General features: G+C 68.9%; 13 protein-coding genes. 7 read left to right on the plus strand and 6 right to left on the minus strand.

Annotated elements, in window-relative coordinates; all coding sequences use genetic code 11:
* Positions 1 to 10 precede the first annotated feature (10 nt).
* Positions 11 to 892, minus strand: a complete 882-nt coding sequence (locus tag BST44_RS11000) for an HpcH/HpaI aldolase/citrate lyase family protein (protein ID WP_083177144.1) — start codon at positions 890 to 892, stop codon at positions 11 to 13.
* A gap of 132 nt (positions 893 to 1,024) precedes the next feature.
* On the opposite strand from BST44_RS11000, the gene BST44_RS11005 reads away from it, so the two are divergent.
* Positions 1,025 to 1,948 (plus strand): class I SAM-dependent methyltransferase, encoded by a 924-nt coding sequence (locus BST44_RS11005; protein ID WP_083177145.1) that lies wholly within the window; start codon positions 1,025 to 1,027, stop codon positions 1,946 to 1,948.
* Positions 1,949 to 1,957: 9 nt separating this feature from the next.
* On the opposite strand, the gene zwf is transcribed toward BST44_RS11005, so the two are convergent.
* Positions 1,958 to 3,463 carry a glucose-6-phosphate dehydrogenase gene (gene zwf / locus BST44_RS11010; protein ID WP_083177146.1) on the minus strand — a complete coding sequence of 502 codons (1,506 nt, stop codon included), beginning with the start codon at positions 3,461 to 3,463 and terminating at the stop codon, positions 1,958 to 1,960.
* A 173-nt stretch (positions 3,464 to 3,636) separates the two neighbouring features.
* On the opposite strand from zwf, the gene BST44_RS30395 reads away from it, so the two are divergent.
* Complete coding sequence (locus tag BST44_RS30395; protein ID WP_167380188.1) at positions 3,637 to 3,807, plus strand: hypothetical protein; 171 nt, start codon at positions 3,637 to 3,639, stop codon at positions 3,805 to 3,807.
* Here the strand turns inward: BST44_RS30395 and BST44_RS11015 are convergent.
* Both BST44_RS11015 and hrpA read right to left on the minus strand, forming a co-directional pair.
* Positions 3,804 to 5,303, minus strand: a complete 1,500-nt coding sequence (locus BST44_RS11015) for an FAD-dependent monooxygenase (protein WP_083177147.1) — start codon at positions 5,301 to 5,303, stop codon at positions 3,804 to 3,806. The genes BST44_RS30395 and BST44_RS11015 overlap by 4 nt on opposite strands.
* A gap of 114 nt (positions 5,304 to 5,417) precedes the next feature.
* Positions 5,418 to 9,329, minus strand: coding sequence for an ATP-dependent RNA helicase HrpA (gene hrpA, locus BST44_RS11020; protein ID WP_083177148.1), 3,912 nt, complete (start codon positions 9,327 to 9,329; stop codon positions 5,418 to 5,420).
* 117 nt (positions 9,330 to 9,446) lie between these two features.
* Between hrpA and BST44_RS11025 the strand changes: the two genes are divergently transcribed.
* From BST44_RS11025 to BST44_RS11035, 3 genes are all read left to right on the plus strand, one after another.
* On the plus strand, positions 9,447 to 10,220 hold the full coding sequence (locus tag BST44_RS11025; protein WP_083177149.1) for an enoyl-CoA hydratase/isomerase family protein: 774 nt from the start codon (positions 9,447 to 9,449) through the stop codon (positions 10,218 to 10,220).
* Positions 10,221 to 10,228: 8 nt separating this feature from the next.
* A complete protein-coding gene (locus BST44_RS11030; protein ID WP_244184783.1) occupies positions 10,229 to 10,570 on the plus strand; it encodes a DUF3253 domain-containing protein in 342 nt (113 codons plus the stop codon).
* 105 nt (positions 10,571 to 10,675) lie between these two features.
* Positions 10,676 to 11,353, plus strand: a complete 678-nt coding sequence (locus tag BST44_RS11035) for a cutinase family protein (RefSeq protein WP_083177151.1) — start codon at positions 10,676 to 10,678, stop codon at positions 11,351 to 11,353.
* Positions 11,354 to 11,357: 4 nt separating this feature from the next.
* Here the strand turns inward: BST44_RS11035 and BST44_RS11040 are convergent, their stop codons facing one another.
* Both BST44_RS11040 and BST44_RS11045 read right to left on the minus strand, forming a co-directional pair.
* On the minus strand, positions 11,358 to 12,032 hold the full coding sequence (locus BST44_RS11040; protein WP_083177152.1) for an IF2 family translation initiation factor: 675 nt from the start codon (positions 12,030 to 12,032) through the stop codon (positions 11,358 to 11,360).
* 29 nt (positions 12,033 to 12,061) lie between these two features.
* Positions 12,062 to 12,619, minus strand: coding sequence for a CsbD family protein (locus BST44_RS11045; RefSeq protein WP_083177153.1), 558 nt, complete (start codon positions 12,617 to 12,619; stop codon positions 12,062 to 12,064).
* Between the two features lie 229 nt (positions 12,620 to 12,848).
* On the opposite strand from BST44_RS11045, the gene BST44_RS11050 reads away from it, so the two are divergent.
* On the plus strand, positions 12,849 to 13,103 hold the full coding sequence (locus BST44_RS11050) for a hypothetical protein (protein ID WP_083177154.1): 255 nt from the start codon (positions 12,849 to 12,851) through the stop codon (positions 13,101 to 13,103).
* Between the two features lie 163 nt (positions 13,104 to 13,266).
* On the plus strand, positions 13,267 to 13,761 hold the full coding sequence (locus BST44_RS11055; RefSeq protein ID WP_083177155.1) for an SRPBCC family protein: 495 nt from the start codon (positions 13,267 to 13,269) through the stop codon (positions 13,759 to 13,761).
* Positions 13,762 to 13,771: the final 10 nt, after the last annotated feature.

The raw sequence follows: 13,771 nt of genomic DNA on the forward strand, positions 1-13,771 counted from the left end.
GCCCGGACGTCTACGAGGCGGACGCCAATTCCGCGATGAGGTCCGCGAGGGCGAGCGTCCGCTCGGCATCGCGGACGTGCAGGCTCTCGATCATCCGGCCATCCACGGTGATGACACTGGCTCCCGTTGCCCGCGCCTCTGCGTAGGCCGCGACCACCCTGCGGGCGTCGGCGAGTTCGCGCTGCGACGGCCCGAACACGTCGTTGGCGGGGCCGATCTGGGAGGGATGGATCAAAGTCTTGCCGTCGAAACCCATTTCGCGGCCCTGCCGGGCCTCGGCTCGAAACCCGTCTTCGTCGGTGATGTCGTTGAAGACGCCGTCCAAGACCACCTTCCCCGCTGCTCGGGCTCCCAGCACCGCCAATCCCAACGCGGGCAGGACCGGCGCGCGTCCGGGCACGTGCACGCCGTGCAGATCGTTCACCAGGTCGTTGGTGCCGATCACCAGCGCGGCCAATCGTTCGCTGGCCGAGGCGATCTCCTCGGCGCGCAGGAACGAACGCGGCGTCTCCATCATCACCCAGAGCCCCAACGACTCCGGCGCACCAAGCTTGCCCAGCGCGCCGGCCAGCGCCCGGACCTGCTCGCCCGACTCGACTTTGGGTACCAGCACACCGTTTGCGCTCGAACCGGCGACGGCGGCCAGGTCCTCGTCGTGCCACTCGGTGTCCAAGCCGTTCACGCGTACAACGACCTCGCGGGGCGCGTAGCCGCCCGACGATATCGCTTCGCACACCGTCGCCCTCGAATCGGCTTTGGCGTCGGGGCCCACGGCATCCTCGAGGTCGAAGATGACGACGTCGGCGGGCAGCGATTTGCCCTTTTCCAGGGCGCGGGGCTTGTTGCCCGGCAGGTACAGGGCTGAGCGGCGCGGCCGCAGGGTCGGTGTCATCGAATGATTCGCTTCCTGTCGACGAGCTCAGCGGGTGCGTGGTGAGCGCGGCATAGGCAGAAAGTACCCTTCGCTCACAGGAGGTTCGTCGCGCAGCCCGGCGGCGGCCAATGGTTCAGGAGGGAGCGACCAGTGTCATCACTTGGTTCGGCGCGCACGGACGGTGACAGCTGGAATTTGGCTTCCAGCGTCGGGGCGACCGCCACGATGGTCGCCGCGTCCCGGGCGTTAGCCTCGCGCGAGCCGGATCCCCTGCTCGACGACCGGTTCGCCGAGCCATTGGTGCGCGCGGTCGGGCACCCGTTCTTCGTCAGGATGCTCGACGGCGAAATCCCGCTCGACAGCGACGATATGCCCTTCACCCTGCAGCAGCGTCGCGAGCAGATCGCCGCGCGCACCAGGTTTTTCGACGACTTCCTGACCACGGCGACGAGTGCCGGGATACGGCAGGCCGTCATCCTGGCCGCCGGGCTTGACGCCCGGGCCTACCGGTTGCCGTGGTCGGCGGGCACGGTGGTTTACGAGGTGGACCAACCCGAGGTCATCACCTTCAAGAGCGACACACTGGCCCGCATCGGCGCCGAACCGACTGCCGAACGCCGGACCGTGGGTATCGACCTGCGCGACGATTGGCCAACCGCGCTGCGCGACAAGGGCTTTGATACTTCGGTGCCCACCGCGTGGATCGCCGAAGGCCTGCTCCCCTACCTGCCGCCGCAGGCCCAGGATGGACTCCTGGACAACATCACGGCGCTGAGCGCACCGGGCAGCGGGCTGGCCACCGAGAACATCACCGACATGGGTGTGTTCACCGACGAGCGCGCCCGCGCTATGCGCAGTACCTGGCGTAAACACGGACTCGATATCGATGTCGCCGAACTGGTCTGGCAAGGGGAACGCCAGCCCGCCGGCCAGCACCTGGCCGCCGCCGGGTGGGCCGTCACTCCCCACCCCACCGAGCAGGTATACGCCGACTACGGCTTCACCCTTCCCGACAACGAGCTGCTCAGGAAGTTCCGGCACGCCATCACCTACATCAGCGCCGAACGGAGCTGACCCCGCCGCTCAGCACTCCGGCCTGGCGTCGCGCCACTCTCGCTCGAACGGCAACCGCCATGCGTTGGGCGCGATCAATTGGTGAATGGCGTTGGGGCCCCAGGTGCCCGGCTGGTACATTTTCGCCGGCGGTGGATCGTCGAGCAGCTCCTGTGAACGCTCCCACAATGATTCGATGCCCTCGGCGGTGTTGAACAGGGTGTGATCGCCCCGCATCGCGTCGAGGATGAGCCGTTCGTAGGCCTCGAGCACATCCACGACGGTGTCGATCTCCTGCGAGGAGAACTGCATGGAAAGCTTGTCCAGCTTCATGCCCGGGCCCGGCCGCTTGCCGTAGAAGGACAGCGACACCTTCGAGTTGTCGGCGAGGTCGAACGTGAGGTGGTCGGGGCCCTGGGTCCCGACGCCCGAGCCGGGCGGAAACATCGTCCGCGGCGCCTCTCTGAACGCGATCGAGATGATGCGGATGCCCTCGGCCATCTTCTTGCCGGTGCGCAGATAGATGGGCACACCGGCCCAGCGCCAATTGTCGATGCCGACCTTGAGCGCGATGAACGTCTCGGTGTCGGAATCCTTGGCCACGCCTTTCTCGTCGCGGTATCCGTTGTACTGGCCGCGTACCACGTTGGAAGGCTTGACCGGCAGCATGGACCGGAACACCTTGTTCTTTTCTTCGCTGATGGCAAAGGGTTCGAGCGCCGTCGGCGGCTCCATGACCACGAACGCCATTACCTGAAACAGGTGCGTCACCACCATGTCCTTGTACGCGCCGGTCTCCTCGTAGAAGCTCGCCCGCTGATCCAGGCCGAGGGCTTCGGGGATGTCGATCTGAATATGGTCGATGAAGTTGCGGTTCCAGATCGGCTCGAACAGGCCGTTGGCGAAGCGGAACGCCAGGATGTTCTGGGCCGCCTCCTTGCCGAGGAAGTGGTCGATCCGAAAGATCTGGGATTCCTCGAACGTTTCGTGCACGAAGTCGTTGAGCGCGACCGCGCTGGCCAAATCGGTCCCGAACGGCTTTTCCATCACCACCCGCGAGCGGTCGACGAGCTTCGCCTCACGCAACATGGAGATGACTTCCCGCGCGGCTTTCGGCGGAACGGACAGATAGTGCAGCCGCCTGACGTTCGGACCCAGGTTGGCTTCGGCTTCGGTGACGGCCTCGGCCAGCGCTTTCGGCCCGCGTCCCTGCGGAACGTACGTGACGATCTTTGCGAAGTTGGCCCACTGTTCGTCCGAGAGCTTGTGGGTGCCGAACGAATCGATTGCCTCCTTGGCGAGCTCCCGGAACTCGTCGTCACTGAGGTCTTCCAAAGACGTCGCGACGATTTGGATGTCGGGTGCAAGCTCGGACTGGTCAAGGTAGGCCAGCCCCGGGATCAGCTTGCGTTTCGCCAGATCCCCGGTCGCGCCGAACAGGACGATGACGTGGGGGTCGAGCGGTTCGGTTTCGTGACGGCGCGGACGCCCGCCGGCCGCCGGGTACGAGATGGTCTGCGGTTTCTTGTCGGCCACTCTTGCGATACTTCCACCGCCGCGGCCGGATGTCGCGTCCGTCACCCCTAGCTCCGCAAACGGCCGCTGCGACCGCGAAAACGCGGATCACAGCCCCCACCCGGTTACCGCCGGGCCGACGGGGTATTGAATAGCGACGGGTCGGTAGCCGGCCACAGTCGACGGAAAGCGATATGACGAAACCCGACAAAGACTTGCGCGGTCACTCTCAGGAGCTCGAAGACATCGTCGACCAGCTCGAGGAGAAGGTCGCCGACGACCGGGAGGCCGAAGGTGTCGCCGGCAAGCCCAGCGACCGCGAAAGCGCCCCCACCCTCGGCTCGGAGAACGAGCCGCCGGATTAAGGCGCAGTCCCCGCTGGGGTGCCGAACCAGGCTGTGAGCGCTTCCTGAAGCCGGGCATCGCCTCGGTCCCCCACCCAGGCGACGTGTCCGTCCGGCCGGATCAAGACCGCGTCGGGGGCCGGCACGTCGCCGACCGCGGGGAGCTCCCAACCGCCGGCGTGTTCCGCGTCGACGATCCGGACCCGCTCGGGCCGGGACAGCTCGTCGAATCGGCCGGCCTCGCCGAGGTTGAGCAGTACCGGCCGGGCCGGGTGTAGCAGCGTGGACACGCGCCGCGGGCCGTTCGCGGTGACCAGGTCGAGATCGGGCATGCGGCGTCCGAGCAGCTGGTGTCCGCTGCCAAGGTCGTAGCGGATGTCCAGGCCGGACATCATGGCGGCGAACCGCCTGCGGGGTTCCTCCATGCCCAGGAGGTCGGCCACGGTTTCGCGCAGGGCCTTGGTGCGGTCGTCCGGGCGAAGAAGCGCCATCTGCGCGATCGCGTTACGCAGCACCCGCGCCGCCACGGGATGCCGTTCGGCGTGGTAGGTGTCGAGCAGGCTGTCGGGCGACGCCCCGTTGATCACCTGCCCCAACTTCCAGCCCAGGTTGACGGCGTCCTGCACACCGGTGTTCAGGCCCTGTCCGCCCACCGGGTGATGGACGTGCGCGGCGTCGCCGGCCAGCAGCACCCGCCCGTTGCGGTAGGCGGCCGCTTGTCGCGCCATGTCGGTGAATCTGGAAAGCCAAGCGGGACTATGGATCCCGTAGTCCGTTCCGTAGACGGCGATGAGCGCTTCCCTCAGGTCGGCCAGCGTCGGTTCGCCGCCGGATCCAAGTAGCCGCTCGGTGACCATGACACGCACCAGGGCGCCGTGTGCCGAGGCGGCGAGGGAATGGACGCCGAGTGCGTCGTGCCGGATGCCCCACTGCGGCGCATCGCCCGTGCGGGGATCGATTTCGGCCTCGGCGAGCAGGTAGCTGGTGGTCGGCTCCCATCCCGGGAAGTCGATGCCGACGGCTTTACGAACCACGCTTCGTCCGCCGTCGCAGCCGACAAGGTATCCCCCGCGCAGCGATCGGCCATCGGATAAGGCGACGTCCACGCCGGTCCCGTCTTGCGCGACGCCCGCGACCTCGTGTCCGCGATAAAACCGCGCCCCCAGTTCGTCCACCCAGCCGGCGAGTATGCGTTCGATCTCGTTCTGCCACAACGCAAGACCGTACGGATGCCGGGTGGGAAAGTCGCTGATGTCGAGGCGGATCTGCGAGAACCCGGCGACCTGGGCGATCTCGCCCCGGGCGAGGAACCGGTCGGCGATTCCCCGCTGATCGAGGACCTCGATGGTGCGCGCATGCAGGCCGCCGGCCCGCGCACCGATCAGGTCCTGACTGGTGCGCCGTTCGACGATCGCCACATCGACCCCGGCCAGCGCCAATTCACCGGCCAGCATCAGTCCCGTCGGGCCTCCCCCGGCAATCAGTACCGCATGATCCACGCACTCGTCCGGCGACATTCCCCAGCCCCCTTAGCAGCGAAAATTGTTTTCGGCCAGCGATTGTGCGGCATCACCCCGGCCTTGCCGCAAGCCCCCCGGTGCGCTATAGGTTGAGAGTGGGAGGGCGTTGATTCACGATCCGTCACGCAGCGCGTCGATGGCACGGTAGATCCGTTGCTCGCTCACCGGCCGCGGTGTTCCCAGCTGTTGGGCCCACAGACTCACCCGCAATTCCTCGATCTGCCGGGCAACGTCGCGGACGTCCGCCGCCGCGCGCCGGGCGGTTGGCAGCGAGTGCGCCAATTCGTCGTAGGCGCGCTGTACGGCGTGCACGCGCTGCATCCGCTGCCGGTCGGAGTCGAGGCCGTGCGGCAGCCGGTCGAGGCGCCGGCGGATCGCGGCCAGGTAGCGGGTGAGGTCGGCCAGGTGGGCGCGCCCGGCGACGGTGACGAATCCGGGTGGCAGCAGCCGATCCAGCTGGGCGTGCACGTCGGCGATCGCGTCCACCTGCGGGGGTGGTGGCCTCCCGGGGAGCAGCAGTTGCACCTCCTGCGCGGCGGCCAAGACCTGCTCGACGCGGGCCACCACGTCGGCGGTCGCCGATACCAGCGCCCCGCCCACGCGATCGCGCAACGCGGCGAACTCGTCGCGGGTCCACACCGGCCCGGGTATCGAAGCGTCCACCGCGGCGTCGGCGCAGTCTTCGAGCAACGCGGTCAGTGACCCGTCCGGATTCGCACCCAGCACGAGGCGTTCACGTGGGCTCAATTGCCGCTCAACCGCTTTGACGGGCGACGCCACACTCAGGCGCACCAACCGGCGCAAGCCCGCCGGCAGCGCGCTGTCCCGCTCCGCCGACGTCGCGAAGACCCGCAGATCGACCGCCGCGCCGGCGTCGAGGAAACCGGGAAAGCCTCGCACCGCACGCCCGTCGATCGTTCGCTCGACGACCCGTGGCAGCGCGTCGAGGTCGTCGGGCCAGCCGCGCAGGCCCGTCCGTTCCAGCTCGCCCGCGACCACCTGGGCCACGGCCCGGCGCGCGGGGCCGGCCAGCCGGTGCTGCAGCGCCTCGAGGTCCTTACCGCGGGCGAGTTCGCTACCGTCGGCGGATTCGACGGCGAAGGTCACCCGCAGATGCGCGGGCAGCTTGTCCACGTCGAACGCGTCGACGGGCACCAAAATGCCGGTGCGGCGCCGGAGTTCGCGCTGCAGCGCCGCCAGCAGCGGCTCGTTCTCCGGGTCGATCCCGGCCAGCACGGCCCGGGCGGTGTCGGGGGCGGGAACGAAGTTGCGGCGCAAGTCTTTCGGCAGGGAGCGGATGAGCGCGGTCACCAGCTCCTCGCGCAGCGCCGGCACCTGCCAGGCGAACTCGTCGCCGCCCAACCGCGCGAGCACGTCGATCGGCACGTGCACCGTGACGCCGTCGTCCACCGCCCCCGGATCGAACCGGTAGGTCAGGGGCAGCGTGACATCGCCGGAATGCCAGGCGGTCGGCCGGTCGGCGCCGGCGGTGTCGCCGGTGCGCAGCAGGTCCTCCCGCGTGAAAGTCAGCAGCCCGGGTGTCTTGTGACGCTGCTTTTTCCACCACGCGTCGAAGTGACGTGCCGAGACGACGTCTGGCGGGATGCGCGCGTCGTAGAGCGCGTAGACCTCGTCGTCGCCGACGACCAGATCGCGGCGGCGCGCCCGCTCCTCCAACTCCTCGAGCTCGCCGCGCAGGCGCGCGTTGTCGCGGAAGAAGCGGTGACGAGTGTTCCAGTCGCCCTCCACCAGTGCGTGCCGGATGAACAACTCGCGAGCCTCCGCCGGCTCGACCCGGGCGTATCCGACGCGGCGGCGCGCAACCAGCGGCAGGCCGTAGAGCGTCACCCGCTCGTAGGCCATCACCTCACCGCGCTGGGCGTCCCAGTGCGGTTCGCTGTGAGTGCGCTGCACCAGGTCGCCGGCGACCCGCTCGACCACCTCCGGCTGGATTCGCGCGGCGGTGCGCCCGTACAGGCGGCTCGTTTCGACCAGCTCCGCGACCACCACCCAGCGGGGCGGTCGTTTGGTGAGCACCGAGCCCGGCGCGAGGACGAAGCGCGAGTTGCGCGCGCCCAGGTACTCGCGCCCGTCCTCCCGGCGCAACCCGACGTGCGAGAGCATCCCGGCCAACAGCGCCGCGTGCACCTGCGCGGGGTCGGCCGGCTCATCGGCTTCCACGATGCCCAGGTCGCGGGCGATGCCGCGCTGCTGCCCGACCAGGTCCTGCCACTCTCGAATGCGCAGATAGTGCAGGAACTCGTCTCGGCACATGCGTCGAAAGCCGTTGCCGGACAGGTTTTTGCGTCGCTCGCGGAGGTAGCGCCACAGGTTGAGGTAGGACAGGAAGTCGGAGTTCTCGTCGGCGAAGCGGGCATGCTTCTGGCGGGCGGCCTCCTCGCGGTCGGTGGGCCGCTCCCGCGGGTCGTGAATGGTCAGCGCCGCGGCAAGCACCAGCACCTCCCCGACGCAGCCCTCGGTCTCGGCCTGCAGGATCATCCGGCCCAGCCGGGGGTCGACCGGCAGCCGCGCCAGGCGACCGCCGAGCTCGGTGATGGCGCCGTGGGTGTCGAACGCTCCCAGCTCCTGTAGCAGTTGCACGCCGTCGCGGACACTGCGCGGGTCCGGTGGGTCCAGAAACGGGAAGTCCTCCACATACCCGGGTGGGGGGCCGAGTCGCAGCGCCGCCATCTGCAACAGCACGGCGGCGAGGTTGGTCCGCAGGATCTCGGGCTCGGTGTAGCGCGGGCGGGCGGCGAAGTCCGCCTCGGAGTACAGGCGGATGCACACGCCGGCCGCGACCCGGCCGCAGCGGCCGGCCCGTTGCGCGGCGGACGCCTGAGAAATGGGCTCGATCGGCAACCGCTGCACCTTCAGGCGGCGGCTGTAACGCGAGATGCGGGCGTTGCCCGGATCGACGACGTAGCGAATGCCGGGCACGGTCAGCGAGGTCTCGGCGACGTTGGTCGCCAGCACGACCCGGCGCCCGGTGTGGGGCGCGAACACCTTCTGCTGCTCCGCGGTCGGCAGCCGGGCGTACAGCGGCAGCACTTCCGTGTTCTTCAGTCCACCCAAAGCCTCTGCGGTATCCCGGATTTCGCGTTCGCCCGACAGGAACACCAGGACGTCACCGGGCGGTTCGGCCTCGAGTTCGCCGATCGCGTCGACGATCGCCTCGATCTCGTCGCGGGTCTCGGTGCGGACGATCTCGTGGTCGGGATCGTCGGGATCATCTTGGGGCTCAGAGGCGATCGGCATTTCCAGGGGCCGGTACCGGATCTCCACCGGGTACGTCCGCCCCGACACCTCGACGATCGGCGCGCCGCCGAAGTGGTCGGCGAACCGCTGCGGTTCGATGGTCGCCGAGGTGACGATCAGCTTCAGGTCGGGACGGCGCGGCAACAGCTCGCGCAGGTACCCCAGCAGGAAGTCGATGTTCAGGCTGCGCTCGTGGGCCTCGTCGAGGATCAGCGTGTCGTAGCGCAGCAGGCGGCGGTCGCGCTGGATCTCGGCAAGCAGGATGCCGTCCGTCATCAGCTTGATCAGCGTGCGGTCGCTGACCTGATCGGTGAAACGGACGCTGTAGCCGACCGTCTCGCCCAGGGGGCTGCCCAGTTCGTCGGCGATGCGCTGCGCGACCGTGCGGGCGGCCAGCCGCCGTGGCTGGGTGTGTCCGATGGTTCCGCGGACTCCCAGCCCGGCCTCGAGGCAGATCTTGGGCAGTTGGGTGGTCTTGCCCGAGCCGGTTTCGCCGGCGACGACGACGACCTGGTTGGCCCGCACGGCATCCGCGATCTCCCGGCGCCGCTCGCTGACCGGCAGGTCGGGATAGGTGATGGTGGGTACCGCGGCCAGCCGCGCGGCCACCAGCGCTTCGGCCCGCGCGAGCTGCTCGGCGAGCTGCCGCAGCTTGTCGGGTTTGGCGCCGCGCAGATTTTTCAGGCGACGTCCGAGGCGCTCGGCGTCGCGGGTGGTCAGACCGTCAAGGCGGGTGCGCAGTTCCGCGGGAGACAGTTCGGCCACTCGGGCCAGGATAGGCGCGCGGTCGGCGCCGTTCGCCGCCGAGCGTGCCGGCCCGCGGACGATTCGAGCGCCCGTTCCCGGACGAAGGCCCACCCTCGCCGCCCTAGGGTGAAACCCATGAGCCTCGTCACGTATGAGCTGGACGGTCACGTCGCCACCATCACCCTCGACCGCCCGGAGGCCCGCAACGCCATCAACGGCGCTCTCCGGCAGGACTTGAACGCCGCCTGGGAACGGTTCCGTGACGACTTGGACGCGTGGGTCGCCATCCTGACCGCCAACGGCACCGTCTACTGCGCGGGAGGGGACCTCAAAGACGGCGAGGGCTCGGTCGGCACCTTCGGTGGCACCTTCTGGGAGAAGCCCACGATCAATTCCTTCGAAAGCGGGATGGAGTTGTTCAAGCCGACCATCGCCGCCGTGCACGGGCCGTGCATCGGCTACGGGCTCACGGGGGTGCTGTTCTGCGATTTCGTCATCGCCAGCACCGAGGCCTCCTTCTGCTATCCCGAGGTGGCGATCGGTGTGCCGACCATCGTCGGGGCCATCCGCCTGCCCCAGCGGGTCGGCTGGGCCAACGCCATGGAGTTGCTGTTGACCGGCAAGCCGATCAGCGCCGCTCGGGCCAAGGAGATCGGCCTGGTGTGGAAGCTGGTGGAGCCGGAGGACCTGCAGGAAGAGGCCAAAGCGTGGGCCCGGACCCTCACCCGCGCCGCTCCCCTGGCCCAGCGCGCGACCAAAGAGGTGGCGTGGCGGACGGCGGACATGGGCTGGATCGAGTCGGTCCGTTTCGGCGAAACCATGCGCAAGGTGGCCGGCGCGACCGAGGACGTCGCCGAGGGGCTCCGGGCATGGGCCGAGAAGCGCAAGCCCGAATGGCGTGGCCGCTGACTGCTCGAGTGGATGAGCGATTGCGCGCGGAGCTGACCCGGGTCCGCGACCGCGGCGGCCCCGGCGCCCGCGACGCCGAGATCGCGCTGGGAAGCGGGCCGATCCGGCAGCGGCTGGAATCGTCGATCCGCGCGCTGACCGGGCATCGCGGGCGGCGAAGCAGCATCTGCCCGTCGGACGCCGCCCGGGCCGTGGGCGGCGAGAATTGGCGCGCATTGATGGCCGACGCCCGGGAGGTCGCCCGGCAGCTGGCCAGATCGGGCGCCGTGCAGATCACGCAGCGCGGCGGCGTCGTCGATCCCGATGGTGAGTGGGCCGGCCCCATCCGCATCCGGGCGACCGCCGGTTGACCACATCGGCTGCGCCGCAAGGCGACTCGCCCGAAGTGCACCAGCGTCCCCGCCCCGCGCCAACCGCCGGCGTAGCGGCGGCCGGTGATGTGACAGGATTTCGGCATGAGTGCACGCAGATTTGCTCGCATCGTCGGTGTCCCGGTCGTCACGACGTGGGCGGCGCTGACCATCCCGGCCGGGCAACCGTCGGCCCTGCCCGCCGCCTCCGCCGACGCCTGCTCCGACGTCTCCGTCGTCTTCGCTCGCGGCACTCACCAGGAGCCCGGTCTCGGCAACATCGGCCAGGCCTTCGTGGACTCCCTCACCTCCCAGCTGGGCGGGAAGTCCGTCGACGTCTATGCCGTCAATTACCCGGCCAACGACGACTACCACAACAGCGCGAACGCCGGCTCCGCCGACGCCAGCACGCACATCCAGGACACCGTCGCCAGCTGCCCGAACTCCAAGATCGTGCTCGGCGGCTACTCCCAGGGCTCGACGGTGATCGACCTGGCCACCAACGCGATGCCGGCCTCGGTCGCCGACCACGTCGCCGCCGTCGCCCTGTTCGGCGAACCCACCAGCGGCTTCTCGACCATGCTGTGGGGCGGGCAACCGCTGCCGAGGATCAACCCGGCGTACGGGTCCAAGACCATCAGCCTGTGCGCCCCCGACGATCCGATCTGCTCAGCCGGCGGCAACATCATGGCCCACGTGTCCTACATCGACGCCGGGATGACCGCCCAGGCCGCGACGTTCGCGGCCAACAAGGTCAACCAGGGGCCGGCGCCGCGCGTCTGACCCATCAGTCGTTGGCGCGCTCCTCTTGCCGCTGCCGCCGCTCGGCGGCCGCCAGCTGCGCGACCCGGTCCGCCTCTGAGCGCTTCTCGGCGGCGTCGCCCAGCTTGTCCTCGGCCTCGTCGATCTTCGCTGCCGCGGCCTTGGACGCGGCCTTCTCGGCGGCTTGAGTCCTGCTCTCGACCTGCCGTTTTGCCGATTCGACCGTCCGCTTCTGCCGGTCCGCCGCTTCGTCGGCGCGGCGTTTGGCCGCGGCGCTCTGCTGCTGGGCGGACTGCGCCGCCTCGCGTTTGCGTTGCTCGGCGGTCTTGCGGGCGTCCTGGATCTCCTGCTGCGTTGCCGCCTGGGCTTCTCGCCGGCCCTCGATCGCCTCGTCCCGGGCGCCCTTCAGCTTCGCGTCGGCCTGTTCCTTGCGGGCCGCGGCCTTCGCGTCCAGCTCGGCCGCGCGGCCCAGCGCGTCGCTGCGTTCCACCAGCGCCGTCCCGCGTTCGACCAGCGTCGGGTCATCGAGCACGTTGCCGATCGTGGTGTCGAGCATTCCGAGCGAACGCTCGAAGAGCAGCCGCGCGGGAGCCTCGGTCGGGATCCGTGTGACGACCCGATCCTCGATCAACTGCAGCGGGAAGCGGGCCAGTTGGTAATGGAACCGCAGAACGGCGAACGGGACTTCGGATATCTTCATCAACTTCTTCTCCTGTCTGTGGACCGCCGTCAGGGCAGGTCGGCTTCGTTGGTCGCGTTCTGGGCCTGGCGCCGCAGACGGTCGGCCTCGGACTCCTCGTGGCGGGCCACCTGCACCGACGTCTGGTGCTCGGCGACGGCGTCGACGACGTCCTCCGACGCTTCCCGGATCTCGGCGCGCTCTTCCGCTTTTGCGCGCTGCACTTCCTGCTGCGCGTCCAGTTCGGCCCGGGACTTCTCGGCGGTCGCCCGCTGCAGTGCGGCCTGATCGGCGGCCCGCTTCTCGGCCGCCTCGCGGGCCTCGATCGATTCCTCGGTGGCGACGGCCTGCGCATTGGCGGCCACCCGCTGTTGGGCGCCTTCCACCCTGGCTTCGGCGGCCCGGTCTTGCGCCTGCTTTGCCTGGGCCTCCGCGACGGCCTCCGTCGCGTTCGCCTCCTTGCGCTCGTGGGCCTGGGTCTGCTCGAGTTGCCCCTCGGCGGTCAGCGATTCGTTGCCGGTAACAGCCCCGAAGACCTCTTTGGCTTTGCCCTTGACCGAATCGATCAGGCCCCGACGCGCTTCGTCGGCTTTGTTCTGTTCGCTCATTCGACAGTCTCCTTGCGGCGTTAGCCAGAACTGAGTTCATTCGTTCGTGTCACAGTCAGGCATTCCACCGATGCCGCCGATCAAACCCGCGTGTGACCTGCGTCACCCACCCGTCCGGACTCGCGGCAGGGGGTCGCAGGAGAACGAAATATATTGGGCCGCAATAGTATTCGTGCGCTGATGTGCGGCCGGAACGAGTCCCGATCCTCGATCCGCTACCGTCGACTGTATGTCCGAAGTCTCCGGTAACGACCTCATCGACGACGTCTCCCCTGGCGACATCATCGCCGTCGACCGCGGCCCTGGTGAACGGCCCTACAAGGTGGTGTTCAAAGACTCCACCGGGGACGGCTACGTCGTCACCTTCGAGGACGACGACGGGGAGACCTTCCAGCTCGAGATGCGCGCGGGTACCACGGTGACGAGGTCCCTCGAATCGAAGTGGGAGTCCGCGCAAAGCCCCACTCCGCACGCGGAAGCGTAGCCACCGGCCGCCACGCCGCCCGAATAGCGTTCATCTGCAACGCGATAGCCGACGCCCTCCCGGCGGGCGGTCGCGCCCGTCGAACAGTGATTCCGTCCCCCGTTTGGGCGCGTTCTGGGCGGGAATGCAACGCCGCGATGGAGCCCGCGACGGAGGGAGTGGCGTGAGCTATGTGAATTTCGCCAAAGACCAGGTGCTGGGGGCGGTGAAGAAGGTCACTACCGTGCAGCCCCGCCCCTCGGCGGGCCAGACGGTCACGATCGCGTGCCCCGTTGAGCGGATCGAGCAGTTCTGGCGCGATCCGGTGCAGATGTCGGTGGTGCTCGGCGACATCGCCGAGGTCGAGCTTCGGGGCCAGGACCGTTATCGCTGGCGGTTGCTCGCGGGGCCGAAGACGGTGTGGGATTCGGAGCTGATCCCGGAACCAGAGGGGCTTCGATTCGTCGGTACGGGCGACACGAAGCAGATCACGGTGACCTATCGCCCCGCCCCGGGGAAGTTGGGCACCGAGGTGACGCTGCGGGCCACTACGCCGGCACCGGGCCTGTTGGCCGGCGCCGCGGCGTTCAAGGTCCTCTACCGGCTGCGCGCGCTGATGCAAACCGGCGAGGTCCCGACCATCCGAACAAACCCGAGCGCGCGAAGCTCCGCGCGGTAAGCGAAAGGCG

Source organism: Mycobacterium scrofulaceum, assembly GCF_002086735.1.
In the GTDB taxonomy this organism is placed as follows: domain Bacteria; phylum Actinomycetota; class Actinomycetes; order Mycobacteriales; family Mycobacteriaceae; genus Mycobacterium; species Mycobacterium scrofulaceum.

Bases quoted from the DNA above. Each gene is read 5' to 3' on its own strand.
- BST44_RS11000 (WP_083177144.1), bottom strand. From the start codon at position 892: ATGACACCGACCCTGCGGCCGCGCCGCTCAGCCCTGTACCTGCCGGGC.
- BST44_RS30395 (WP_167380188.1), top strand. From the start codon at position 3,637: ATGACGAAACCCGACAAAGACTTGCGCGGTCACTCTCAGGAGCTCGAA.
- BST44_RS11015 (WP_083177147.1), bottom strand. From the start codon at position 5,303: ATGTCGCCGGACGAGTGCGTGGATCATGCGGTACTGATTGCCGGGGGA.
- BST44_RS11025 (WP_083177149.1), top strand. From the start codon at position 9,447: ATGAGCCTCGTCACGTATGAGCTGGACGGTCACGTCGCCACCATCACC.
- BST44_RS11035 (WP_083177151.1), top strand. From the start codon at position 10,676: ATGAGTGCACGCAGATTTGCTCGCATCGTCGGTGTCCCGGTCGTCACG.
- BST44_RS11040 (WP_083177152.1), bottom strand. From the start codon at position 12,032: ATGAAGATATCCGAAGTCCCGTTCGCCGTTCTGCGGTTCCATTACCAA.
- BST44_RS11045 (WP_083177153.1), bottom strand. From the start codon at position 12,619: ATGAGCGAACAGAACAAAGCCGACGAAGCGCGTCGGGGCCTGATCGAT.
- BST44_RS11050 (WP_083177154.1), top strand. From the start codon at position 12,849: ATGTCCGAAGTCTCCGGTAACGACCTCATCGACGACGTCTCCCCTGGC.